Here is a 23,412-nt window from a genome sequence, read left to right as displayed (position 1 = left end):
CACCCCTGGCGGCTCAGTTCCACTTGCCGCCGCGTCCGCCGATGCTGTAGCGCCCCGCGCCGAGCAAGGCGACGGCGATCGCCGCAAAGAAATACATTCCCTGCAGTTCGAGTGCCCAGCCGCCGGTTTGCGACATCGTGAAAAATTCCTTGGCGTGCACCAGCAGCACGGCGACGACCATGTTGCCGGCGACAATCAGGGCCGCCAGGCGCGTCCACACCCCGACCAGGATCAGGAGCGGCGCGATGACTTCACCGATATACACCAGGTAGCCGAGCGCCCCCGGCAAGCCCATTTTCTCGAGCATGCCGGTAATGAAATCGATGCCGCCGATCAGTTTTGAGACGCCGTGGAACAGCAGCAGCAGCGCCAGCGCGACGCGCAGCACGAGCCGGCCGAGATCGGCTTGCGAAGCGTCGAGCGTGTCGCTGGTGACAGGGATGGTTCTCATCGAAAGCTCCTGGTGGGGGAGTTACATTACGGTCCACCGGCCAGCACCTTCTCGGGCGTGATCGGGGTACTGCGGATACGCTTGCCGGTGGCGTGGTAGATGGCGTTGCTCACCGCTGCCGCCACGCTCACCAGGCCGATCTCTCCCACCCCCTTGGCGCCGAGGCGGCTGACGATGCGATCGTCTTCCTCCACGAAGACGACGTCGATATCGTGGATGTCGGCATGCACCGCCACGTGATATTCGGACAGGTTGTGGTTCATGAAGCGCCCGAAGCGGTGGTCGGCATGGCTTTCCTCGTGCAGCGCCTGGCTGATGCCCCAGACCACGCCGCCGGCGATCTGGCTGGTGGCCGTCTTCGTGTTCATGATGCGCCCGGCCGCCACCGCGCTGACCACCCGCGTCACGCGCACCACGCCGAGCTCCTCGTCGACCCGCGCTTCGACGAACACGGCCGAGTGCACCATGCGCCGGAACTTGCGCTGCTTGAGGCTATTGGGCAGCATCAGGTATGTTTCCTCGATCCGCTCGCGTCCGGCGCGCCCGACGATCGTTGCCAGCGAAATGAAGGTGTGCGGATCCTGTTTCAGGCGCATCCGGCCGTGCGCGAATTCGACATCCTTCAAGCGCTTGTCGCGGAAAGGAGAATCGGGCGCCGATTGCGCATAGCGCAGCAGCGTCAGTTGCAGCTTCTCGCAGGCGCCGGCGACGGCCGAACCGACCGTGGCCACGTGCGAGGAACCGCCTTCGATGGGCGCGGCCGGCAGGGTCGAGTCGCCGAGCTGGAAGGTGACGCGCTCGAGCGGCAAGCCCATGGCTTCGGCAGCGATCATCGCCATCACGGTGTAGGTGCCGGTGCCGATGTCGGTGGCCGCGCTCGAGACCACCAGTGTGCCGTCCGCATGCATGACGGCGCTGGCGCGGGCGAACATCTGCAGCGCATCCCAGGCGCCGGTCGCCATGCCCCAGCCGACGTATTCCGATCCCTCCTTGCGCGCACGGGTGGCCAGCGGACGCTGCGACCAGCCGAATTTCTCGGCCCCCCGCTCGTAGCAGGCGCGCAGCTCCTTGCTCGAATACGGCTTGTCGTCGGCGGGCGAACGCTCGGCATAGTTTTTCAGGCGCAGCGCAAGCGGGTCCATCTTCAGGGCGTAGGACAGCTCGTCCATCGCCACTTCCAGCGCATGCATGCCGTGCGCCGCGCCCGGGGCGCGCATGTCGAGCGGCGTGTACTGGTCCAGGCTCACCAGTTTATAGCCGAGCTTGATGTTTTCGCAGGCGTACACCAGTCCCGACCAGTTGACGACGACTTCGACGTAATCCTCGATCTGCGAGGTCTCCGCGATCGCCTCGTGCTGGATCGATCGCAGCGTGCCGTCGCGGTCGGCGGCCAGTTTGACCCATTGCACCGTCTCCGGGCGATGCCCGAAGCTGAACATCTGCTGGCGGGTGAGCGTGACCCGCACCGACCGCTTCAGGTGCAGGGCGGCCATCACGGCCAGCGGCAGCTGGTATTGCGGGCGCAGGCCGGAGCCGAAGGCGCCGCCCACGAACGGGTTGCGCACCGTGACCTTGTCTTTCGACAGGCCGAACACGTGCGAGACATACCAGCGGCTGTTTTGCGAGCTTTGCGTCTTGTCGTAGATGGTCAGGTGGCCATCGGGCTCGACGATCACGGTCGAGGCGAACAGTTCGAGCGGATTGTGGTGCTCGACGCCGTGGTAGAACTCGGCCTCGATGTTGACGGGCGCAGCGTGGTAGGCCTTGTCGGCATCGCCCTTTTCCTTCGGCGGCGACTCGTAGCCGGCCTTCAAGGGGCGCGGCGTGTAGGCGCGCCCGAGGTTGGCCAGCAGGCGCGTGTCGTGGTCTTCCTCGTCGTAGCGCACGCGCACCAGGGCCGCTGCCCGGCGCGCCGCCTCGAAGCTCTCGGCCAGTACCAGCGCCACCGGCTGGCCGCTATAGAGGACGCGGTCATCATAGAACGGACGGAACGGGGAACCAGCCGGCGCCGTCATGTCCTTGTAGGCGATGTCGAAGGAGCGTAGCTTCGGGCGGTTCAGGTGGCTCATCACGTCGACCACGCCATCGAGCAGCAGCGCTTCCTCGGTGTCGATGTCGAGGATGCGGCCCTTGGCGATGGTGCCGCTGACGACGACGCCGTACAGCATGCCGGGCACGGCATATTCGGCGGCGTAGCGGGCGTCGCCCGTGACCTTGGCGCGGCCGTCGACGCGCGAGACGGCGCTGCCGGTCTTCACCTGGCCGGTGCCCGGCTCGGCGACGGGCGTTTTCAGGTCCTGGATCAGGTCAGTCATGCGGCTCTCCGGTATTGGTGACGGTGCCTTGCACCGCGGTCTGCAGCGCGCGCACGATGGCCTTGCGCGCCAGTCCTATCTTGAAATCGTTGTGGCCCTGGCCGACGGCGCCCTCGAGCAGCAGGTCGGCCGCGCGGCCGAACAGGGCCGGGTCTTCCTTCTGCCCTTCGAGCAGCTGCTCGGCCTCGACCTTGCGCCACGGTTTATGGGCGACCGAGCCGAGCGCGATGCGGGCGCTGCGAATGATGCCGTCCGACCCGATGTCGAGTGCCGCGGCGACCGACACCAGCGCGAACGCATACGAGAGGCGCTCGCGGATCTTGAGGTAGGCCGAGTGGCGCTCGTAGCGGCGCGCCTCGGGCAGGGTGATGTGGGTAATGAGTTCGTCGGCTTCGAGCACCGTGTCGTACTGCGGCGCGTCGTCGGGCAGGCGGTGGAATTCGGCGAACGGGATCGAACGCTTGCCGCGCGCCGATTCCACGTGCACGGTCGCTTCGAGCGCGGCCAGGGCCACGCACATGTCCGACTGGTGGGTCGCGATGCAGTGGGCGCTGGCGCCGAGAATGGCGTGCTGCTTGGTGATGCCGCCGATGGCCGAGCAGCCGCTGCCCGGGTCGCGCTTGTTGCAAGGCGTGGCGAGATCGTAAAAATAGTAGCAGCGGGTGCGCTGCAGCAGGTTGCCGCCATTGCTGGCCATGTTGCGCAGCTGGGGAGACGCGCCGGCCAGGATCGCGGCCGCCAGCAGCGGATAGCGTTCCCGCACCAGCGGGTGGTAAGCGGTATCGGCATTGCGGGCAAGGGCGCCGAGCGTCACGCCCTCGCCGTCTTCGGCGATCTGATCCAGGGACAGGCGGTTGATGTCGACCAAGCGGCTCGAGACCATCACGCCTTCCTTCATCAGGTCGAGCAGGTTGGTGCCGCCGGCGATGAAGCGCACGGCCTCGCCGGCGAAGCTGGCGTTGCCTGCGACCTGGGCCAGCGCTTCCCGGGCATTGTCGGGCTGGGCAAAAGTGAAGGGATTCATGCCGGCACCGTCGCGGTCACGACCGGGCGCACGGCGTTGTCGGGGTCGGCGATGCCGGCCACCGCGCACACCGCCTTGCGGATGCCCGGGTAGGCGCCGCAGCGGCAGACGTTCCCGCTCATCAGTTCGCGCACTTCGGCCACCGTCCTGGCTTGCCCCTCGTTGATCAGTCCGACCGCCGAGCAGATCTGGCCCGGCGTGCAGTAGCCGCACTGGAAGGCATCGTTGTCGATGAAGGCCTGCTGCATCGGGTGCAGTGCATTTCCCTCGGCCAGGCCCTCGATGGTGGTGATCTCGCGCCCGTTCTGCATCAGCGCCAGCGTCATGCAGGAATTGATGCGCTTGCCGTCGACGAGGACGGTGCAGGCGCCGCACTGGCCGTGGTCGCAGCCCTTCTTGGTACCGGTGAGGTCGAGGCGCTCGCGCAACAGGTCCAGCAGGGTCACCCAGGCTTCGACTTCCATGTCGTGTTGCTGGCCATTGATGCGCAGGGTGAGCCGATAGCGCTCGGGAGCGGTCATGGTGAATCCTTTCTGGATGGTGTTCGGCGAAGCTGAACGCGCGCACAGGCGCAAAAGGCGAGCGCGGGCGGCATCAGCCTGGAATGCTGTTGTCATTCCGTTACGGCTATCTTAGTAGCAAGCGCTGGGGCACCGGCGCACAATTAGTCGCACAAACAGGCCATGGCGGCGCGCACGCGGACAAACTTGCCCGGTCGAATTGGTCGATAAATACGGGCAAGATGCGGTGACCGTTTTCGCAGCGTGGCCGATCGAATTCGCCGCAACTGGCTACACTGGCGCTTATTCACACAGACAAGAGGTCATCATGAAAGCCATCGCCGCCTACGCATCCCTGCCTGCCACCGACGCACAGGCCCTGCAAGACATCGTGCTGCCCGACCCGGTCGCGACCGGCCACGATCTGCTGGTCGAGGTGCACGCGGTCTCCGTCAACCCGGTCGATACCAAGGTGCGGCGCCGCTTGCCGGCCCAGGCGCAAGCCGAGCCGAAGGTGCTGGGCTGGGATGCCAGCGGCGTGGTGCGCGCGGTCGGTCCGTCGGTCACGCTGTTTCGTCCCGGCGACCGGGTCTGGTATGCCGGCGCCATCGACCGCCCGGGCAGCAACAGCGAACTGCAGCTGGTCGACGAGCGCATCGTCGGGCGCATGCCGGCCACGCTCGGCTTTGCCGAGGCGGCCGCCTTGCCGCTGACGGCGATCACGGCCTGGGAATTGCTGTTCGACCGCCTCGGACTGGAATTCGGCGGCCACGCCGGCGCAAAGCTGCTGGTGGTGGGCGCGGCCGGCGGCGTCGGCTCGATCCTGGTGCAGCTGGCGCGCCAGTTGACGGGCATTACCGTGATAGGCACGGCTTCTCGCCCGGAAACGCGGGAATGGGCGCGCATCTTCGGCGCCCACCACGTGATCGACCACGGCAAGCCGCTCGATACCGCCCTGGCCGAGGCCGGCCTGGGCGAAGTCGATTACGCCATCAGCCTGACCCACACCGATCAACATTTCGCCGCCCTGGTCAATGCCATCAAGCCGCAGGGAAAACTGGCACTGATCGACGACCCCGAACCGATCGACGTGCGCCTCCTGAAACGCAAAAGCATTTCGCTGCACTGGGAAATGATGTTTACCCGCTCGCTGTTCAAGACACCGGACCTGCAAGCCCAGCACAGCCTGCTCAACGAAGTGGCGCAGCTGGTCGACGACGGACGCATCCGCACCACGCTGGCGCAGCACCTGGGGCCGATCAACGCGGCGAACCTGCGCCGGGCCCACGCGTTCATCGAAAGCGGGGCGGCCAGCGGCAAGGTGGTCCTGGAAGGTTTTTAAACGCTGAAATCGGCGGTGCACGCTGTTTTTAGGCACCGTTAAAAAACATCGGCAACCGCCCAAGGAACAGCCGTTCCATAGGGTAAACAGTTTATATGATGGATATCGATTAAACGATTTATACAAATCTTGTCAACGCCCGGTGCGGGTTGCCGGCGCGCCTGGCGCCGGGCAGTGTTCGCTGATAATCATGGCGTTGATGGCATGGCGATGGCTTTCCAGGGAGGGCAAGCCGAGCCGCTGGCGGCGCGCCTCGACCCGGGCCACATCGTCCAGCGGATGGTAATCCCAGGTGCAGGCGCCGGACTGGCGCAGCTGGGTGCCATAGCGCTGGGGGCGTCCTTCCTGCACCGCCAGCCGGTCCGAGGCCGTGGCCAGGTGCAGGGCCGGGGCTTCGCCGTCGAGCACGGCCAGCTCGAGCTGGCGTACGACCTGGCGCTGGAACGCCAGGTCGTGCTCGCGCTGCCGGGCCACGAGCCAGGCGTCGCGCGCCGCTTGCACGCCCTCGACGCTGGCGCGGGGCCAGCCGCAACTGGCCATCAGCCTGCCCAGGCGATCGGCGTTGTCGCGCTCGACCAGCGCCAGCCGGTCGTGGTGCGCGGCCGCCACCCGGTCCTCGGGCGGCGCCAGGTAGTCGACGCGGCCGCGCGCGGCCTCGGCCGCCTCCACCATCAGCGCCAGTTCTTGCGCGTAGGCCGCGCATTGCGGCGCGGCAAGCGCCGGCGCGGCAAGCGCGGCGGCGAACAGGGGAACCAGGACTTGCCAGCGGCGTCGACTTGCCATCATCTCGTTCTCGAAAAAACAATCAATAAAGCCTAACATAACCGATGCGCCGTCCCGCGTGCGCCGGATCGGCGGCGTCGGGCGCATCATTTGCCTACATAACCCCACCGGAGGCTCCATGAAAGCGCGTCGGTTCCTGTTGGTGCTGGCACTGTTCGGCGTCCATGCGCACGCGGCGCAGATGAGCGAGGACGCGCTCTGGCAAGCCCTGCGCGGCGGCGGCGTGACGGTCTTGCTGCGCCATGCGGCGACCAACCCCGGCATCGGCGATCCGCCCGGTTTCAAGCTCGACCAGTGTGCGACCCAGCGCAACCTGTCCGAGGCCGGGCGCGCCGATGCGCGCGCGATCGGTGCCGCCTTCGCGCGCCACCAGGTCACGCCCGGCGCCGTCTGGTCGAGCCGCTGGTGCCGCTGCCTGGAGACCGCGCGCCTGGCTTTCGGACGCGTGGAGCCGGAGCCGAGCCTGGACTCGATGTTCAGGGACGAGGAGGATCAGTCGGCCGCGAAACTGCGCGCGCTGCGCACACGCCTGGCCGCGCGCAGCGCCACGTCGCCGCTGGTGCTGGTCACGCACGACGTCAACATCCGCGCCCTGACCGGGCAATCGCTGGCGCAGGGAGAAATGGTGTTGGTGAAGCAGCGCGACGATGAACTGGAGGTGCTCGGGCGCATCGCCGTGCCGAGGCAGGACCGCGCAGCGGCGCGCTAGGAACAGGTTGTAAGTAGGCGGCCGGACACTGTCATTGCCCCAGGTTCGGGCGCAGGAACGGCACCCGTGGCGGGGAACTGCGCTTGCGGCGCCGGACCTTGCCCGCCGATCCGGCGTTTGTCCATGACACCGGTGCCGGCCGTGCTGACGGTGCCGATCGCCCTCGCCTTGCGCCTGCGGTCCGAAAAAATTGCGCCTGCGGTCCGAAAAAAACGTGGCCGGGCGGGACACGGGCGTGCCGCGCCACATGCTACAGTTCCCGTTCCAACGAACCGCGTCCGCCCAGCATGCTGAAATCCTTCGCCCTCACCGCCCTCGTCCTTGCCGGCTGCGCCGCCACCAGCGCCGTGGCGGCCCTTCCCGTCTACGGCTTCGTTGTCAAGAATACCTATCCGCACGACCCGCAAGCCTTTACCCAGGGGCTGTTCTTCCGCAACGGCCAGCTGTTCGAAACGACCGGCATCATCGGCCGCTCGACGCTGCGCCGGCTCGACCTGAAAACCGGCAAGGTATTGCAGCAGGCCGCGCTGCCGCGCGACGTCTTCGGCGAAGGGTCCACGGCGGTGGGCGAGCACATCCTCGGCCTGACCTGGCAATCGAAGACGGGCTATGTGTTCGACGCCAAGACCTTTACGCTGAAAGGGAAATTCCCCTACGAGGGCGAAGGCTGGGGACTGGCCAGCGACGCCAGGCACGTCTACATGAGCGACGGCAGCGCCAGCATCCGCGTGCTCGATCCGGCGACCTTGAAGGAAGTGCGGCGCGTGCCGGTGACGGCCGAGGGCAAGCCGATCGCTTCCCTGAACGAACTCGAAATCGTCGACGGCGAACTGTATGCGAACGTCTGGGGCACCGACATCATCGCCCGCATCGATCCGGCGTCCGGCAAGGTGACCGGCTGGATCGACCTGACCAACCTGCTGCCGCGTGAAAAGCGCGGCACCAGCTCGGTCGATGCCGTTCTCAATGGCATCGCCTACGATGACAAGCAGCGCAAGCTGTATGTCACCGGCAAGTTCTGGCCGAAGCTCTTTGAAATCGAACTGGTGCGTTTCGAGGGACGCTGAGCGTCATGCCGTCATCGAAATGACGACCTTGCCGAAGTGCGCGCCCGATTCCATGTAGCGGTAGGCTTCTTTCGCCTGGTCGAAGTGGAAGACACGGTCGACCACCGGCTTGATGCCGCTCGTCGCCGCAAAGCGCATCACCTGTTCCAGCATCAGGCGGCTACCGACGAAGATGCCGACCAGGCGCTTGGCGCCGCCCAGCAAGGTCACCGGATTGATCTCGCCCCCAAAACCGCTGACGCCGCCGATGATCGCCACGCTGCCGCCCATCGCGGCGGCCGCCACCGAGCGGCCGACGGTGCCCTGCCCGCCCACTTCCAGCACCACGTCGGCGCCCATGCCATGGGTCACGCGCAGCACTTCGTCCTGCCACTCGGGCATGCTGCGGTAATTGATCGTATGGTGCGCGCCCAGCGCTTGCGCGCGCTCCAGTTTCTCGTCGGAAGAGGAGGTGATGATGGTGCGCAGTCCGGCCGCTTGCGCCAGTTGCAGCCCGAGCACCGAGACGCCGCCCGTGCCCAGCAGCAGCACCGTGTCGCCCGGCCGGATGCCGTTGCTCGACTCGAAAATCGCATTCCAGGCAGTCACGCCCGCGCAAGGCATGGTGCACGCCTCGACATGGCTCAGTTGCGGCGGAATCTTGGCCAGCGCATCCTCGTGCAGCACGACCTCTTCGGCCAGCATGCCGTCGATGTCGCCGCCGAGCGCGTGGCGGATCTTGCTGGGCGAAGTACGCCCATCCTGCCAGTACGGGAAGAAGGAGGCGGCGACGCGGTCGCCCACCTGCACGCGGGTCACGCCATGGCCGACGGCCAGCACTTCGCCGGCGCCGTCCGAGCAGGGAACGATCGGGTTATCGACATTCACCAGATAATTGCCGCTGGCAACCATCAGGTCGCGGTAATTCAGCGAAACGGCGTGCACGCGGATGCGCACCTCGCCGTTCGCCAGTTCGCGCTGCGTGGCATCCACGCACTGCAAGCCGTCGATGTTATCGCCCGGCAGAATTTGGTAAGCCCGCATGGTGTTCTCCGTCAGTAGCTGGTAGCGGGCCATTCTACTGCGCCTGCCGCGCCGCCCTGTTCCGTTAGGCCGGTTTCGCCACCATCAGCCAGAAGATCGCGACAAAGGCGATAAAGGCCGGCACGCCCAGCGCGACCCAGATCCGAAAGTAATGCCAGTACCGGGGCGGCAATGCGCACTGCGTGCGCGCGGCCTCGGCGGCCAGGTCGCGCATGCGCATCTGGATCCAGACCACCGGCAGCCAGCAGGCGCCGGCCAGCACATAGAGGGCGATCGACCACATGATCCAGGCGCTGTGCAGCGGATAGCCGGCCAGGTGGATCATGTAAAAGCCGGTGGCCGGCTGGACGATGACGGTGGTGGCCGTAAAGACCCAGTCGGCGAGCACGACATGGCGGCTGACGACGGCGACCGCGCGCACGTCGCGGCTGAGGGTCGCGAACAGCATGTACCAGGCCGAGCCGATGCCGGTGCCGAACAGGAAGGTCGACGACAATATATGAATCCATTTCACGAAAACGTAATCCATCATTCTTCCATTTCATAGAGCAGCCAGATGGCGGCCAGCAGCGGCAAGTTCTTGGTCAGCGGCCCATAGGGATGGAACAGGAATTCAGGCAGCTTCCACGCTATCACGACCGTATAAAAACCGATCAGCGCCAATTGCGCCGCCCACAGCGGGCGCCGCCGCGGCAGCAAGGCAATCCCGAGCCCGAGCAGCAGATCGAAGCTCGCCGCGCCGTAGAGCATCAGCGGCTGCCAGGCGGGCGGGATGCCGGTGCGCGCCAGCAGCGCGTAGCTTTGCTCGACCGGATACAGACCGAAGGAGACGACCGCCGTGGCGATCCAGACCGCGACGATGCTCCAGCGCAGGAGCGGCAGCAGCCAGCCGAGCTTGGCCAGCGTGCGCGCGGCGCGCGGCGCGCCGATGAAGGCGGCGATCGGCGTCGGCGGCCGTCCCAGTAGCCGGGTGATGAGGGCCGGGTCGCCCGTGTTGCCGCGCTCGAGCATGCGCAGCGCGTCTTCGTCCAGCAGGGCGCCGGGCAGCCAGCGGCCGGCCTTGGCCAGCAGCCGCGCCAGCGCGTCCGGCAGCGTCAGCACCGCCTGGCGCCCCATTCCCATCCCCGCGCGCAGGCGGGCGAGGTAGTCGGTGAAGGACAGCGCTTCCGGCCCCACCAGCGGCACCCGCATCGACGTGGCGCCGGGTGGCAGCGGCAGGCGCCCGTGCAGCAGGCCCAGGATGGCGCCGACCACGTCGTCGATGTGCACCGGCTGTACCAGCTGCGGCGCGCGGCCCAGGCGCACCCCCAGCGGCATGCTGGCCAGGCCTGTCAACACCCGGGCGCTGGCGCCGTCGGGACCGTAGACCAGGGACGGCTGCACGATCCAGGCCCGCAGCGGCAAGGCGGCGAGGCAGTCGTCCGCCGCCTTCTTCGACAAGTGATACGGCGTGTCCGCTCCCGCGTCGGCGCCAAGGGCCGAAAGCTGGATCACCATCCGCACTTCCCTGGCGGCGGCGCAGGCGGCGAACAGGGCGCAGGGAGCGAGCGTATGCAGGCGCGCGAAGCTTTGCTTGCCCGACTCGCGGAAAATGCCGACCGCGTTGATGACGGCCTCGACCCCGGAAAGGCGCGCCAGCCAAACGGATTGTTCGGTATCGTTGGCGAAGTCAGCATGGATATAGGTCAGGCGCGGGTGCGCGCTGGCGCCGCTCTCGGGCCTGCGCACCGCGCACACCACGTGGTGGCCATCGGCCAGCAGGGCAGCCAGTACATGCTGTCCAATAAAACCGCTGGCGCCGGTGAGCAAGATACGCATGCAATTCCCTTTACGAACAAGGATGAACACTATGTCAGATTGGACCACCTCTTTGCAACGCGGCCTGGTCGGCGGCGCCGCTTCCAGTATCGTCTCGACCGCCGCCCTGGCCCTGCTCGGACGCACCGAGGCCGGCAGCGCCTTTGCGCCCACCAACGCCGTCAGCCACTGGATCTGGGGCGACGAAGCGGCCGAACACGACGGCTTCTCGCTGAAGTACACGATCACCGGTTACGCGATCCACCATGTCAGCGCCACCTTCTGGTCGGTGCTGTTCGAAAAGCTGGCCGGCGAAAAGCTCGACCGCAAGGACTTGCGCGTGACCCTGGCCGCTTCCGCCGCGACCTCCGCCATTTCCTGCTTCGTCGACTACAAGCTCACGCCCGAGCGCCTGAAGCCGGGCTACGAAAAGCGCCTGTCGAAAAAGTCGCTGGCCGGCGTGTATGCCGCCTTCGCCGTCGGGCTGGCGCTCGGCGCCGTCGTCCTGCGCCGCAAAGGCTGATCCGGCACCGGCGAGGCTGCGCCGCCGTCGGCGGCCAAGGGTCTGTTTCCCGGTGCGCAAGGCAGGTCGCTGCGCGCTTGCCGCACGGCGCGCGCGCATCGCCGGCACGGCTGAAAAAAACGCGCCCGGGAGCGAACTCCCGGGCGCGTTTTCATTCAGGCGGCGTGCGCCGGTAGCCGATCAGAACGCGTAGTTCGCGCGCGCGTACACGAAGCGGCCCGAACGGCCGAACGGCGAATAGTTCGAGAACGGCGTATTGCCCGTCGTGTTCAGCGCCGGCGGCAGCGTTTCCGGATACTGGTCGAAGACGTTGTCCGCGCCGAGCGCCAGCGTCATCTTTGGCGTCAGGGCGTAGCGGCCTTCGAGGTCGACGACGGTGCGCGCCGCGAGCGGGAAGTCGAAGGCGGCGACCGTACCCGGGGTCATCGTCTTGCCGTAGCGGGTGGCGCGCACGGTGGCGCCGAACCTGTCGAGCTTCCAGTTGACGTTGGCGCTGACCTTGTTCTTCGGCTGGCCATCCTCGATGGCGATGATGTTGGCGCGGCCGAACAGCACCGGCGCCGGGGTCAGGGCCGCCAGCTGGGCCGTGACCGGGGTCTTGGTCACTTCGGTGCTGTTGAAATTGGCCGCCAGCGTGGCGTCGAAGCGCCCTGCCGCACCGGCATTGACGGGCCAGTTCATGACGATGTCGACGCCGTCGGTGGTGGTGTCGACGCCGTTGATGAAGAAGCGTCCGCCGCCCACGCCGATGAAACCTTGCGCGGCGATGTAATCGCGCACGTTGGCCTGGGTCAGGTTTTCCGACAGCACGATGCGGTCGCGGATCTTGATCCGGTATGCGTCGACGGTCAGGCTGACGCGGTCGAAACGCAGGACCGCGCCGAGCGACAGGTTGACCGATTTCTCGGCGTCGAGCGGCTGCGCGCCGAGGGCCACGGCGACCGGGTCGGTCGGTTTGAAGGTGGTGATCTCGAACGGCACGCCGTTGATGAAATTGGTCGACGTCGAGGTGAAATTCTGCTGCTGCGGCGAGGGCGCGCGGAAGCCGTTCTGCACCGAGCCGCGCAGGGCGAACTGCTTGCTGAAATCGTAGCGGCCCGACAGTTTGCCGGCCAGGCTTTCGCCGAAGTCCGAATAGCGTTCGGCGCGCACGGCGACCGAGGCCAGCAGCTGCGGGGTGATGTTCGCTTCCAGGTCGACAAAGGCGCCGGCCGCGGTGCGGTGGGTGTCGATCTCGTTGGCCGGGCGGAAGCCCGGGAACACCTGGGCGCCCGGCGCGGCCGGCACGCCGCTCGGCAGCACCACGCCGCCGTAGCGGTAGGAATCCGGTTCGCCGGCGAACAATTCATAGCCTTCGCGGCGTACTTCGGTGCCGAGTGCGATGTTCAGCGGCGAGGACAGGCCGGCCACGTCGAGGCTGCGCACGCCGGTCAGGTTGAACACCAGCTGGTCGTAGGCGAAGCCGCCGGCATCGAATGCGGTCCTGCTCGACGGCCCGATCGAACGGTTCAGCGTGTTCTCGATCTGGAACTGCATCTTGTTCTTGCCGTAGCCGAGCGAGGTGTCCATGTCCCAGTTGCCGAGCGCCCAGGTGACGCCGCCGGTCATGCTGAAGTCCTGCACTTTCGGCGCGATCAGCGGCAGGAAGCCGTTCGGATAGATGGAAATAATGTTGCGCGCATCCTGGGCCGTACGGAAAAAGCCGGCCGAACGCGCATCGCGCTCCTGGAAGCTGGCCCAGCCATATACCTTCGCGCCGTTGCCGAGGTCGTTGCCGGCGTTGGCGAAGAAGGTGGTTTGCTGGATTTCCGGGTCGCCGTACCAGGCATTGAAGCGGTCGATCGTGTTTTCGCGCGGATCGAAGGCGCCGTTTGCCAGCCGCGGGTATTGCTGGCGCATGTCGTAGCCGCCGCGTTCGGTGCGCGCCTGGTCCTTGTATTCGGCGGCGATCGTCAGGTGGCCGGTCTCGCCCAGCGCCAGGCCCTTCCAGGCGCTGACGGTGGCGCTCTGGCCATCGGTGCGCTCGCGCGAGGCCGGGCCGCTCCAGGTGCCGCCGGCCGGCGGCACGTCGTTGCGTAAATCGTATTCGGTGATGCGCGCGCCATAGGTCACGCTCGCTTCGCCGCCATCGCGGTCGGTGCGCAGGCGCAGGTTGATGACGCCGGAAATGGCGTCCGAGCCGTATTGGGCGGCGGCGCCGTCGCGCAGCACTTCGATGTTCTTCACGATCGCGGTCGGGATCGTGTTCATGTCGACCGCGGCCGAACCGCGGCCGACGGAACCGTTGAGGTTGACCAGGGACGACGAATGGCGGCGCTTGGAGTTCACCAGCACCAGGGTCTGGTCGGGTGCCATGCCGCGCAGCGTGGCCGGGCGGATCGTGTCGGTGCCGTCGGTGAGCGAAGGACGCGGGAAGTTCAGGGAAGGCAAGGCGACCGACAGCGCCTGGTTCATTTCCGTGGTGCCGGAGTTTTTCAGGGTCTCGGCCGAAATGATGTCGACCGCGGCGCTGGTGTCGAGCGCGCTGCGGTTGGCTACGCGGGTGCCGGTTACGACGACCGTTGCCGTGCTGCCTTCGGTGGCGCTGCTTTCCTGCGCCTGTGCCATGCCTGAAAACATGGCGGCGATCGACAGCGCCAGCACCGTTTTCTTCCTCATTCTTTGCATTGCGTTTCCCTCACATGTTGGTCTGAAGCGGCTCATTGCTCGGTCCAGTCTGGAGGGCGCACCCGGTCTTGTCAAATTGCAACGGATGCGGGAGTACAGAATGCAACAGTTGTCAGGATGTCAGGCTGACGTAAGGAAATTCGGCATCGTGGCCATGCTCGGCTTCCCGCGCTTCAATGCGCCGCCACCGGCTCTTTCTTGCCGCGCATCTTGTTGACCAGCGTCACAACCAGCAGCACGAGCACGCCGACGACGATGCCGACCAGGGCGTCGAAGACGACCGGGCCGATGGCGTGCAGCACGCCGCCGACGACCGGGATCTCGCCCAGGGTGTTCGCCATGGCTTCCGAATAATGGTGCAGCAGTTCCCAGTTGTGGGCGACGATGCCGCCGCCGACCATGAACATGGCGGCGGTGCCGACGATGGAGAGGAATTTCATCAGGCGCGGCGCCAGCGCCAGCAGCATGCGTCCGAGACCCTGGGCGAAACCGCCGCTCTTCTTGGTCAGGTGCAGGCCGGCGTCGTCGATCTTGACGATGGCCGCCACCAGGCCGTACACGCCGACCGTCATGAGCAGGGCGATCAGCACCAGCACCGCGACCTGCTGCATGAACGGCATCTGCGATACCGTGCCCAGCGAGATGACGATGATCTCGGCGGACAGGATGAAGTCGGTGCGGATGGCGCCCTTGATCTTGTCCTTCTCGAGCGCGACCATGTCTTCCTTGCCGACCAGCGCCGCAGCCAGGCGCTCCTTGTGGGCCGCGTCTTCTTCCGGGCTGTGCAGGAACTTGTGCGCCAGCTTTTCAGCGCCCTCGTAGCACAGGAAGGCGCCGCCGATCATCAGGAGCGGAATGATCAGCCAGGGTGCGAACGCCGAGATCAGCAGCGCGGCCGGTACCAGGATCGCCTTGTTCCAGAGCGAACCCTTGGCGACCGCCCAGACCACCGGCAATTCGCGCGTGGAGTCGACACCGGTCACCTGCTGGGCGTTGAGCGCGAGGTCGTCGCCCAGCACGCCCGCGGTCTTCTTGGCGGCGACCTTGGTCATGAGCGTGACGTCGTCGAGCACGGTGGCGATATCGTCGAGTAAAGCGAGCAAACTGCCTGCGGCCATGGAACTACTCCTGAAATTAGCAATATGGCAGCATCTTAACCGAGGGCAGGGTCCGCAGGCACACGGTTCAGCGCGATAAATTGCGCTTCACGCCCGAAAATCTGCAGCTCGTCGCTTTGACCGGACCGGCCCGGCGCGCCGTACGTATAGTCAACATCGAAGGCTGCGGTCCGCCAGCCTCGCCCAGCCGATGGAGACCATGATGATTCCGACCACGAACCAGACCGCCACCCCGGTGCGCCGCACCCGTCCGCCAAAGCGCAAGACGCGCATCACGATCTACCTCGACGACGAGGTGCTCGACGAATTTCGCACCCTGTCCGAGCGCTGCGGCACCGGCTACCAGACCCTGATCAACGCCGCCCTGCGCACCCGCCTGGCGGCGGCCGGGATCGAACCGAGCCTGCTCTGACGGGCACGCCTTGAAACGCCCGCGGCCGGCGGGCGCCGGTGTGGCATCCGCGAGAAGGGCGCGAGAAAGTTACAAGTGGCAAACATTTGTGCTACTCTTTCCGCTCTTTCAACCCCGGAGGCACCATGAAAAAAGGCGAACTGATCGCGGAATTTGCCAAGCGTACCGAGATGTCCGGTAGCGCTGCCAACAGCGCGGTCAACACGATCATCGAGATCATCACCGAGCGTCTGAAAAAAGGCGATACGGTCGGCATCACCGGCTTCGGCACGTTCTCGGTGACCAAGCGCGCGGCGCGCAAGGGTCGCAACCCGGCAACGGGCGAAGTCATCAAGATCGGCGCATCGAAAACCCCGCGTTTCTCGGCCGGCGCCACCCTGAAGGCTGCCGTCAATCCGCGCAAGAAGTAAGCAAGAAGTAAGTAAGTAAGCCGGCAACTTTCCGGCATCCTGCATGGCGCCGTGGCAGCGAGCCGCGCGCCATTTCCCCCCGTCGTTGCCGTTTTCCCGAGTTCCCCCATGTCTTTCGCCACCTGGATCGCCTTCGTCATCGCCGGCACCGTGATCGCCATTTCTCCCGGTTCGGGCGCCGTGCTGTCGATGTCGCACGGCCTGGCCTATGGCGTCAGGAAAGCCAGCGCGACCGTGCTCGGTCTGCAGTTCGGCCTGGTCCTGGTGCTGGCCATCGCCGGCGCCGGCGTCGGCTCCCTGCTGCTGGCCTCGCCCACGGCTTTCCTTGCCGTCAAAGTGGTCGGCGCGCTGTACTTGATTTATCTGGGCGTGTCGCAGTGGCGCGCCAAGCTCGACTCCGGCCCGACGGCCAGCGCCGCCGGCCTGGCCGCGCACCCCTCCTTCGGCAAGCGCGTGCTGACCGGTTTCCTGACGAACGCGACCAACCCGAAAGGCATCATCTTCATGGTCGCCGTGCTGCCGCAATTCATCTCCAAGGATGCCGCGCTGCTGCCGCAACTGGTGATCCTGGGCGTGACCATGGTCACCATCGACAGCATCGTGATGCATGGCTATGCGACGCTGGCGTCCTCGATGCAGCGCCTGTTCCGCGATCCGCGCGCGATGCGCCTCCAGAACCGGTTTTTCGGCGCCGTGCTCGTCGTCGTCGGCTCGATGCTGTTTTTCGTGAAACGCACGGCCTGAGCGCACCCGTGCCGCTTGTGCGGCAGTTGCAACCGTCTGTAATTCCGGTTGCCGTGACCTGGATCGCTGAGGTGTAATGAGGTCGCCGCACTCCGTCCCCACCGCCTGGAGCCATTCATGACCCTCCGTTTCCTGAAAACCGCGACGCTGCTTGCGCTGGCGGCCTGTTCCACCCTGGCGCTGGCGGACGATCCGCCGTCCCGGGTCGGCCGCGTCGCCCTGACGCAAGGACAAGTCCAGATCAGCGGCGCCGGCGCCGCGACGCAGGCGGCGCTGGTCAACTGGCCCGTCACTTCGAACCAGACCATCTCCACGGCGCCCGGCGCGCGCACCGAGCTGCGGATCGGCTCGACCGCGATTCGCCTCGATGGCGATACCGCCCTCGAAGTGCTCGCACTCGACGAGGACAAGCTGCGCCTGCGCCTGCACCATGGCAGCGCCAGCATCCGTGTCGTCAGCGACGAGGTCGCCGACGGTTTCGAGCTCGGCACGCCGCAGGCGCGCGTGCTGCTGCAGGGGCCGGGCCGCTTGCGCGTGCACGCCGAGCGCGGGCGCGACAGCAGCAGCGTGCGCGTGTTCGAGGGCGTGGCCAGCGTCGAGGGCGGCGGCGAGCGCCTGACGGTGCGCAGCGGACGCAGCGCCGAGATGCAGGGCAGCGACTTGCGCATGACGCAAGCGGTCGGCGACGCCTTCGACGCCTGGGCCGCCGCGCGCGACCGCGAAGTCAATGTGGCGCGCGCCACCCGCTATGTGCCGGCCGAGATGACCGGCGTCGAGGATCTCGACCGCCACGGCAGCTGGCGCGACGACAGCGAATACGGCGCCCTGTGGCTGCCGTCGGTCGCCTCGAACTGGGTGCCTTACCGGGACGGCCGCTGGACCTGGATCGCTCCCTGGGGCTGGACCTGGGTCGATAACGCCCCCTGGGGCTATGCGCCCTTCCATTACGGACGCTGGGTCCATGTCGGGAACCGCTGGGCCTGGGCACCCGGCCGCCTCGACAGCCGCCCGGTGTGGGCCCCGGCCCTGGTGGGCTGGGTCGGCGGCGCCGGCTGGAACGTGCATGCCGGCAACGGCTCGGCGCTCGCCCAGGGCTGGTATCCGCTGTCGCCCCATGACCGCTTCGTACCCGGCTACCGGCTCTCGGACAAGCACCTGCGGCGCCTGAATAACCACGACGGCTGGCGCCACCGCGACCACGACCACGATTACCGCCAGCGCGGCTTGACGGTGGTGCCGCAGGACCGCTTCGGCCAGCGCGGCGAGGTCGTGGTACGGCACGAGGGCCGCGTGACGCCGCCGGCGAACTGGCAGCAGGCGCCGCTGGCCCAGCCGCCGGTGCCGCGCAGCTGGCGCGAGCGCGCGCATGACGATGGCCACCGCGAGCGGCGCGGCAACGATGGCGACGGCTGGCGCCGCGATGGGCACGACGGGCACGCTGCAGCCGAGGATGGCTGGCGCCAGCGTGGTGCCAGACAGCGCGAGGCCGTGGTCGTGACGCCTCCGGCGCCGCAGGTGTTCACGCCTCGCGGCGGCGTGGGCGGGGCGATCGAAGCGGCCACCATGCGGGCGCAGGCGCAGGCGCAGGCCCAAGTGCAGGCGCAGGCGCAGGCGCAAATGCAGGCGCAGGCGCAGGCCCAAATGCAGGCGCAGGCGCAGGCCCAAATGCAGGCCCAAGCCCAGATGCAGGCGCAGGCCAGGGCGCAGGCCCAAGCGCAGATGCAAGCCCAGGCCCAGCGGCAAGACCAGGCGCTGACGGCGGTTGCGCCGCCGGTGCCACGCGCGGCACCGGCGGCGTTCGACCCGCCGCCCGCGCGCCGCGTCGAGCGCCAGCGTCAGGGCGACGGCGACCGCCATATCGAGCGTTAAGAGATCGAGCGTTAAGGGATGCGCGCGCGCTTACTTCCTGCTGGCAATTTTACGCGGCAGGCGCGCATTGGCTACAATGGCGTTTTGCACAGGAGCCTGTATGGACCCGAAAGAATCCCTCATTGAGTACCCGAGCGACTTCCCGATCAAGGTGATGGGCCCCACGCACGACGCCTTTGCCGCCACGATCGTCGAAGTGGTGGTCGGCTTCGATCCGACCTTCCACGACGGCCGCCTGGAAGTGCGTCCTTCACCGAAGGGCAACTACACCGGCCTGACCTGTACCGTGCGCGCCACCAGCCGCGCCCAGCTCGACGACCTGTACCGCGCCCTGTCGGCGCATCCGATGGTCAAGATCGTCATGTAATGCTGTTTTGGCGTAGCGGGCCTGGCCCGGCGCCGGGCAAGGCCCGCTACGCTGCCTTATAATGTCGGGGCTGTCACTTCCCGACCGACTCCATGCACCCCACCCGCCCCGCCAGTGCGCTCGTCCGCGACCTGGGCCGCGCCGATTACGAGCCCGTGTTTGCCGCCATGCGCGCCTTTACCGATGCGCGCACGCACGACACGCGCGACGAACTGTGGATCGTCGAGCATCCGCCGGTGTTTACGCTGGGCCTGGGCGCCGACCGCGCCCACTTGCTGGCCGGGCCAGGCGTGCCGGCGCACGGCATCCCCGTGGTGCAGACCGACCGCGGCGGCGAAATCACCTACCACGGCCCGGGCCAGGTCGTGATCTACCTGCTGGTGGACCTGCGCCGCAACAAGCCCGGCGGCAAGTTATACGCCCGGCAGTTTGTGGAAAAAATCGAACAGGCGGTCATCGACGTGCTGGCGGCGTATAATCTGGGCGGTGAACGCGTTGCCGGTGCGCCCGGCATTTATATTGCCGCCGGCCCGCGCCGCGGCGCGAAAATCGCCGCGCTGGGCTTGAAAGTGCGCGGCAATGGCTGTACCTATCATGGCGTCTCGCTGAACGTGGCAATGGACCTGGCGCCGTTTTCGTGGATTAACCCCTGCGGCTATTCCGGCCTGTCCACCGTCGACATGCGCACCATGGGCATCGAGGCGCCGCTGGCCGACGTGCAGCACGCGCTGGCGCAAGCACTCCTGCGCCACCTGGCCCCCTGTGACCCGAACAACTCCAACTGACAGCCCGCCTGGGCCCGAGCGATTATGACTACCGACACCGATACCGGTCTGAATCCCGCCTACAACGCCCTCGACAAGCAGAAGGGCGCCAACAAGACCTCGCGCATCCCGATCAAGATCGTGCCGATCGGCGACGCCGAGCGCCTGAAAAAGCCGGACTGGATCCGCGTGAAGGCGGCGACCGCTTCCTCGCGCTTCTACGAGATCAAGGACATCCTGCGCGCGAACAAGCTGGTGACCGTGTGCGAGGAAGCGAGCTGCCCGAACATCGGCGAATGCTTCGGCAAGGGCACGGCCACTTTCATGATCATGGGCGACAAGTGCACCCGGCGCTGCCCGTTCTGCGACGTCGGCCACGGCCGCCCGGACCCGCTCGACGTCGACGAGCCGGGCAACCTGGCCAAGACCATCGCCGACCTGCGCCTGTCGTATGTCGTCATCACCTCGGTCGACCGCGACGACCTGCGCGACGGCGGCGCCGGCCACTTCGTCGACTGCATCACCAAAACGCGCGCCCTCTCGCCCAACACCAGGATCGAAGTGCTGGTGCCGGATTTCCGCGGCCGCCTGGCCAAAGCCCTGGCGATCTTCGCCGACGGCTTGCCGGACGTGATGAACCATAACCTGGAAACCGTGCCGCGCCTGTACAAGGAAGCGCGTCCCGGCGCCGACTACAAGCACTCGCTCGAGCTGCTGCGCGACTTCAAGGCGCTGTACCCGAACGCGGTGACGAAATCGGGCATCATGGTGGGCCTCGGCGAAACCGACGAGGAAATCCTGCAGGTGATGCGCGACATGCGCGAGCATAATGTCGAGATGCTGACCATCGGCCAGTACCTGTCTCCGTCGAATTCGCACCTGCCGGTGCGCCGCTACGTGCACCCGGACCAGTTCAAGAAATTCGAGGAAGCCGCCTACGAAATGGGCTTTGTCCACGCCGCCGTCGGCGCCATGGTGCGCAGCTCCTACCACGCGGACCAGCAGGCGCATAACGCGGGCGTGGCTATGAACGCCTAGAAGATCATGAGACCAGGTAGAACATAGCGAGACAATTCAACGACGCTAGGTCGACATTCATGTTCGGACAACATCAGCCATCGAGGTAAAAGTCGATGGCTTTTTTGTCGCTGCTCCCATGTGCCGGGTCAGCAAACAGAAAGCCCCGTCGAGGCAGTGATCGAAACATCCATCCGCCTCCAGGAATCTGTCAGAAAAATTTGGACATGGCGCAGGGAAGTGTGTTGACTCTAATCAATTTCCAATAAGCGAGCTCAGAGTAAGGTCTCCGCTGACCTTTTCACTTGCGCTACGGCTATGCCGCGCAGTCATCGGAGACAATCCATGGGCGAAGGCCAGGAAATCGCGGCCGGCGCCGCGCGCTCGGCGTTCAGCGGCGCATCCCAGCACAAGCGCCTCATGCGGCTCGACTTTCCGTTCAAGGATGGGCCACCCGCGATCCTGCTGCCGAACAAGCTGGTCGCGCACGAGGAAGTCTCGCGCGGTTTCCGCTTCGAGCTCTAGGTGCTGTCGGACGACCCGCGCATCCCGCTGAAAACATTGATGGGCCGGATGGTGACCATCTCCCTGGTGCGGGAAGACGGATCGCTGCGTTACTTCAACGGCTACATCACGGAATGTCGTTTCGTGCGCTGCGATGGCGGCTTCGCATCGACTACGAAACGCCTGACCGCGCCGTCGGCTACGAAGGCAATAGGGGATAAGACGAAGATGCCTATTACGGCCGAGGCATTAGCCGATAGAGGGATCAAGGCGCTCATGGGGTCGATGTGGAGCGGCGCCGCGCAGCCGAAATCCACGAAGGATTATGAGGAGACGTACATCCACGCGAAGGTGGCGATCGTCGACGACGCTGCTTTCACGGTGGGGTCCGTCAACCTGAACGTGCGCAGCATGGCCCTCGACAGCGAGCTGAATCTGCTCAGCCAGGCCATGGATGTGGCTTTCGACTTGCGCAAGAAGCTGTTCAAACAATGCACCAACGACGAGGGGCCGGCTCAGTTCGGCAATATGAAGAAAACATTCGAGGCCTGGCTGGACCTCATGAACGACAACACGGAAGCGATGGCGAGTGGATTGCCGCTGTCGGGCCAGATCGCCACGTTCCACGTCGACAGGCAACCCGGCTCGCCGGTGATTTGACATGCGACGCCCGCTTCCGCGCTGGATTTTGGTTGCTAGTGCTTCGGTTGTGTACGCAACGAGCGCTTATTTTTTACAACAACATGTGGAGTATGTGAAGATGCACACGATCCCCGCTGGTTTGCAGGCGTTCGATGTGAACGGGCCGGTCCCGACCTGCAGACGGTGGAAGGACACGATGCCGGGAACCCGTGACCAGGCCGCCTATCGGCTTTATATTGATGCACGCAAACTGTGGCGAAGCAAGATTGCGTGGCAGCTGACGCGTCAGGAATTCACCAGCATTCTTCACGACGTGCAGTCCGCCGCAAATCAAGGCGACTGGGGAGCGCGCGCATTGATGGCCCACTTCTACCGGTCCGGCCTGGGCCCCCTTGACACCAACCACGTGCTTGATATCGATTGGACAAATCAGTCGACATCGTTCGTACAGCCGTCGCTGCCGGCCAAGCCTGGGGATACTACGATCTCGGTGTCGCACACGAGCAAGGCTATGGCGGTGCTGTGCAGGATAAACGGATCGCGTGGGCCTATTACCTGAAAGCGGCGGAGCTCGGCAGTCCGGAAGCGCAGATGGCTCTGGCGGGTGCCTATCTGAAGGCCGAACGCCGCGATGCCCAGAAGCGATGCTGATATGCGCGTATCGAAAGGGCCATGGTCCTGCTGCCCACAAGTTGGGAGTTAGGGCCAAACTTCACAAGAATCTCGCCTTAGCGCTGGAGTATTACCAGGCGGCGACGAGGTTTGGCAACAAAAACTCCTCAGTGGCACTGAGAATCATATTTGGCCTTGAACACTGGAGTTCGCGCGACAAACAGGACCAGGCTACGCTTAGAGAGTTCGAAATCGCGCCCGATCCCGAACGTGAACGTCGGTACGATCAGATCTCGGATGCGCTAGACCTCAACCCCGACCTGAAACTGACTCGCCTCGACCAAGTGCTGCCGCTGCCTCCTGCGGAACTACCCGCATGGAAGGGCATCCAGGACGCAATCGAGCCCGAGCCGGACGGCCCGCCGAGCTACTGACTTCATCAGCCGATAAGGAGACAGATATGCCTCTAAAAATAATCACGGTCGGCGACAAGACCGATCATGGCGGAACCGTCATCAGCGGCTCGCCGGATCACGATATGCGTGGACGCGCGATCGCAAGGCTCGGGGATCAGGTCGACTGCCCACAGGTCTACCCGGGAGGAAAACCGCACGGGGTCAACAAGATTGTTACTGCCTCCAAGTCCTTCACCGTCAACGGCGTACCGGTCGCGGTCGAAGGGTGCACGACAGAGTGTGGGTGCAAGCTGATCGGCAGTCAGCCGGCCAGCGTCGGCTAGCGCCGCGACATCT

At 66.0% G+C, this 23,412-nt stretch carries 26 protein-coding genes; 16 read left to right on the top strand and 10 right to left on the bottom strand.

The window, feature by feature from the left end; genetic code table 11:
• Positions 1 to 13: 13 nt before the first annotated feature.
• The 4 genes from ACFPOU_RS06560 to ACFPOU_RS06545 are packed head-to-tail and all read right to left on the bottom strand — an operon-like array spanning position 14 to position 4,311.
• The gene (locus ACFPOU_RS06560) at positions 14 to 451 is read right to left on the bottom strand and encodes a DoxX family protein (protein WP_379718428.1); all 438 of its coding nucleotides are present in this window, start codon (positions 449 to 451) and stop codon (positions 14 to 16) included.
• Positions 452 to 477: 26 nt separating this feature from the next.
• Positions 478 to 2,766: a xanthine dehydrogenase family protein molybdopterin-binding subunit gene (locus ACFPOU_RS06555; protein ID WP_379718425.1), complete on the bottom strand. Its 2,289-nt coding sequence runs from the start codon at positions 2,764 to 2,766 to the stop codon at positions 478 to 480.
• Positions 2,759 to 3,790 (bottom strand): FAD binding domain-containing protein, encoded by a 1,032-nt coding sequence (locus ACFPOU_RS06550; protein ID WP_379718422.1) that lies wholly within the window; start codon positions 3,788 to 3,790, stop codon positions 2,759 to 2,761. The genes ACFPOU_RS06555 and ACFPOU_RS06550 overlap by 8 nt, the downstream gene beginning before the upstream one ends.
• Positions 3,787 to 4,311, bottom strand: a complete 525-nt coding sequence (locus ACFPOU_RS06545) for a (2Fe-2S)-binding protein (protein WP_379718419.1) — start codon at positions 4,309 to 4,311, stop codon at positions 3,787 to 3,789. Before ACFPOU_RS06545 ends, ACFPOU_RS06550 begins: the two co-directional genes overlap by 4 nt.
• A gap of 307 nt (positions 4,312 to 4,618) precedes the next feature.
• On the opposite strand from ACFPOU_RS06545, the gene ACFPOU_RS06540 reads away from it, so the two are divergent.
• The gene (locus tag ACFPOU_RS06540; protein ID WP_379718416.1) at positions 4,619 to 5,632 is read left to right on the top strand and encodes a zinc-binding alcohol dehydrogenase family protein; all 1,014 of its coding nucleotides are present in this window, start codon (positions 4,619 to 4,621) and stop codon (positions 5,630 to 5,632) included.
• A 132-nt stretch (positions 5,633 to 5,764) separates the two neighbouring features.
• Here the strand turns inward: ACFPOU_RS06540 and ACFPOU_RS06535 are convergent, their stop codons facing one another.
• Positions 5,765 to 6,418, bottom strand: coding sequence for a DUF6624 domain-containing protein (locus tag ACFPOU_RS06535; protein ID WP_379718413.1), 654 nt, complete (start codon positions 6,416 to 6,418; stop codon positions 5,765 to 5,767).
• 115 nt (positions 6,419 to 6,533) lie between these two features.
• Here ACFPOU_RS06535 and ACFPOU_RS06530 point away from each other — a divergent pair, with 115 nt between their 5' ends.
• Both ACFPOU_RS06530 and ACFPOU_RS06525 read left to right on the top strand, forming a co-directional pair.
• The gene (locus ACFPOU_RS06530) at positions 6,534 to 7,124 is read left to right on the top strand and encodes a histidine phosphatase family protein (RefSeq protein WP_379718411.1); all 591 of its coding nucleotides are present in this window, start codon (positions 6,534 to 6,536) and stop codon (positions 7,122 to 7,124) included.
• Positions 7,125 to 7,411: 287 nt separating this feature from the next.
• Positions 7,412 to 8,191: a glutaminyl-peptide cyclotransferase gene (locus tag ACFPOU_RS06525; RefSeq protein ID WP_379718408.1), complete on the top strand. Its 780-nt coding sequence runs from the start codon at positions 7,412 to 7,414 to the stop codon at positions 8,189 to 8,191.
• Positions 8,192 to 8,194: 3 nt separating this feature from the next.
• Here the strand turns inward: ACFPOU_RS06525 and ACFPOU_RS06520 are convergent, their stop codons facing one another.
• From ACFPOU_RS06520 to ACFPOU_RS06510, 3 genes are all read right to left on the bottom strand, one after another.
• A complete protein-coding gene (locus ACFPOU_RS06520; protein ID WP_379718405.1) occupies positions 8,195 to 9,214 on the bottom strand; it encodes a zinc-dependent alcohol dehydrogenase family protein in 1,020 nt (339 codons plus the stop codon).
• Positions 9,215 to 9,278: 64 nt separating this feature from the next.
• Positions 9,279 to 9,743 carry a DUF2269 family protein gene (locus ACFPOU_RS06515; RefSeq protein WP_379719011.1) on the bottom strand — a complete coding sequence of 155 codons (465 nt, stop codon included), beginning with the start codon at positions 9,741 to 9,743 and terminating at the stop codon, positions 9,279 to 9,281.
• A complete protein-coding gene (locus ACFPOU_RS06510) occupies positions 9,743 to 11,032 on the bottom strand; it encodes an SDR family oxidoreductase (protein WP_379718402.1) in 1,290 nt (429 codons plus the stop codon). Before ACFPOU_RS06510 ends, ACFPOU_RS06515 begins: the two co-directional genes overlap by 1 nt.
• Before the next feature lie 31 nt (positions 11,033 to 11,063).
• Between ACFPOU_RS06510 and ACFPOU_RS06505 the strand changes: the two genes are divergently transcribed.
• On the top strand, positions 11,064 to 11,534 hold the full coding sequence (locus ACFPOU_RS06505) for a hypothetical protein (protein ID WP_379718399.1): 471 nt from the start codon (positions 11,064 to 11,066) through the stop codon (positions 11,532 to 11,534).
• Between the two features lie 180 nt (positions 11,535 to 11,714).
• Here the strand turns inward: ACFPOU_RS06505 and ACFPOU_RS06500 are convergent, their stop codons facing one another.
• Together ACFPOU_RS06500 and ACFPOU_RS06495 are read right to left on the bottom strand one after the other, a co-directional pair.
• Positions 11,715 to 14,201 (bottom strand): TonB-dependent receptor plug domain-containing protein, encoded by a 2,487-nt coding sequence (locus ACFPOU_RS06500; protein ID WP_379718396.1) that lies wholly within the window; start codon positions 14,199 to 14,201, stop codon positions 11,715 to 11,717.
• Between the two features lie 173 nt (positions 14,202 to 14,374).
• Positions 14,375 to 15,319: a DUF808 domain-containing protein gene (locus tag ACFPOU_RS06495; RefSeq protein ID WP_379718393.1), complete on the bottom strand. Its 945-nt coding sequence runs from the start codon at positions 15,317 to 15,319 to the stop codon at positions 14,375 to 14,377.
• A 199-nt stretch (positions 15,320 to 15,518) separates the two neighbouring features.
• Here ACFPOU_RS06495 and ACFPOU_RS06490 point away from each other — a divergent pair, with 199 nt between their 5' ends.
• The 12 genes from ACFPOU_RS06490 (at position 15,519) to ACFPOU_RS06435 (ending at position 23,399) form a co-directional block, all read left to right on the top strand.
• Positions 15,519 to 15,731: a BrnA antitoxin family protein gene (locus tag ACFPOU_RS06490; RefSeq protein ID WP_379718390.1), complete on the top strand. Its 213-nt coding sequence runs from the start codon at positions 15,519 to 15,521 to the stop codon at positions 15,729 to 15,731.
• Positions 15,732 to 15,856: 125 nt separating this feature from the next.
• Positions 15,857 to 16,141 (top strand): HU family DNA-binding protein, encoded by a 285-nt coding sequence (locus tag ACFPOU_RS06485; protein ID WP_379718387.1) that lies wholly within the window; start codon positions 15,857 to 15,859, stop codon positions 16,139 to 16,141.
• A 108-nt stretch (positions 16,142 to 16,249) separates the two neighbouring features.
• Positions 16,250 to 16,885: a LysE family transporter gene (locus tag ACFPOU_RS06480; RefSeq protein ID WP_379718384.1), complete on the top strand. Its 636-nt coding sequence runs from the start codon at positions 16,250 to 16,252 to the stop codon at positions 16,883 to 16,885.
• Between the two features lie 117 nt (positions 16,886 to 17,002).
• A complete protein-coding gene (locus ACFPOU_RS06475) occupies positions 17,003 to 18,754 on the top strand; it encodes a DUF6600 domain-containing protein (RefSeq protein WP_379718381.1) in 1,752 nt (583 codons plus the stop codon).
• A gap of 100 nt (positions 18,755 to 18,854) precedes the next feature.
• Positions 18,855 to 19,121: a DUF493 family protein gene (locus ACFPOU_RS06470; protein ID WP_379718378.1), complete on the top strand. Its 267-nt coding sequence runs from the start codon at positions 18,855 to 18,857 to the stop codon at positions 19,119 to 19,121.
• Between the two features lie 92 nt (positions 19,122 to 19,213).
• Entirely contained in the window at positions 19,214 to 19,906 is a 693-nt protein-coding gene (lipB, locus tag ACFPOU_RS06465) for a lipoyl(octanoyl) transferase LipB (protein ID WP_379718375.1), read from the top strand.
• A 24-nt stretch (positions 19,907 to 19,930) separates the two neighbouring features.
• On the top strand, positions 19,931 to 20,923 hold the full coding sequence (lipA, locus tag ACFPOU_RS06460) for a lipoyl synthase (protein ID WP_379718372.1): 993 nt from the start codon (positions 19,931 to 19,933) through the stop codon (positions 20,921 to 20,923).
• 324 nt (positions 20,924 to 21,247) lie between these two features.
• The gene (locus tag ACFPOU_RS06455; protein ID WP_379718369.1) at positions 21,248 to 21,427 is read left to right on the top strand and encodes a hypothetical protein; all 180 of its coding nucleotides are present in this window, start codon (positions 21,248 to 21,250) and stop codon (positions 21,425 to 21,427) included.
• The gene (locus ACFPOU_RS06450; protein ID WP_379718366.1) at positions 21,428 to 22,066 is read left to right on the top strand and encodes a phospholipase D-like domain-containing protein; all 639 of its coding nucleotides are present in this window, start codon (positions 21,428 to 21,430) and stop codon (positions 22,064 to 22,066) included.
• A gap of 1 nt (position 22,067) precedes the next feature.
• The gene (locus ACFPOU_RS06445) at positions 22,068 to 22,607 is read left to right on the top strand and encodes a hypothetical protein (protein ID WP_379718363.1); all 540 of its coding nucleotides are present in this window, start codon (positions 22,068 to 22,070) and stop codon (positions 22,605 to 22,607) included.
• Positions 22,608 to 22,692: 85 nt separating this feature from the next.
• Positions 22,693 to 23,094: a DUF6396 domain-containing protein gene (locus ACFPOU_RS06440; RefSeq protein WP_379718360.1), complete on the top strand. Its 402-nt coding sequence runs from the start codon at positions 22,693 to 22,695 to the stop codon at positions 23,092 to 23,094.
• Between the two features lie 26 nt (positions 23,095 to 23,120).
• Positions 23,121 to 23,399, top strand: a complete 279-nt coding sequence (locus tag ACFPOU_RS06435; protein ID WP_379718357.1) for a PAAR domain-containing protein — start codon at positions 23,121 to 23,123, stop codon at positions 23,397 to 23,399.
• Positions 23,400 to 23,412 lie beyond the last annotated feature (13 nt).

It is taken from the genome of Massilia jejuensis (assembly GCF_042656795.1).
Lineage (GTDB): Bacteria > Pseudomonadota > Gammaproteobacteria > Burkholderiales > Burkholderiaceae_D > Telluria > Telluria jejuensis.
The sequence above is the reverse complement of the archived record's forward strand: the minus strand, read 5'-3'. Positions and strand labels throughout refer to the sequence as shown.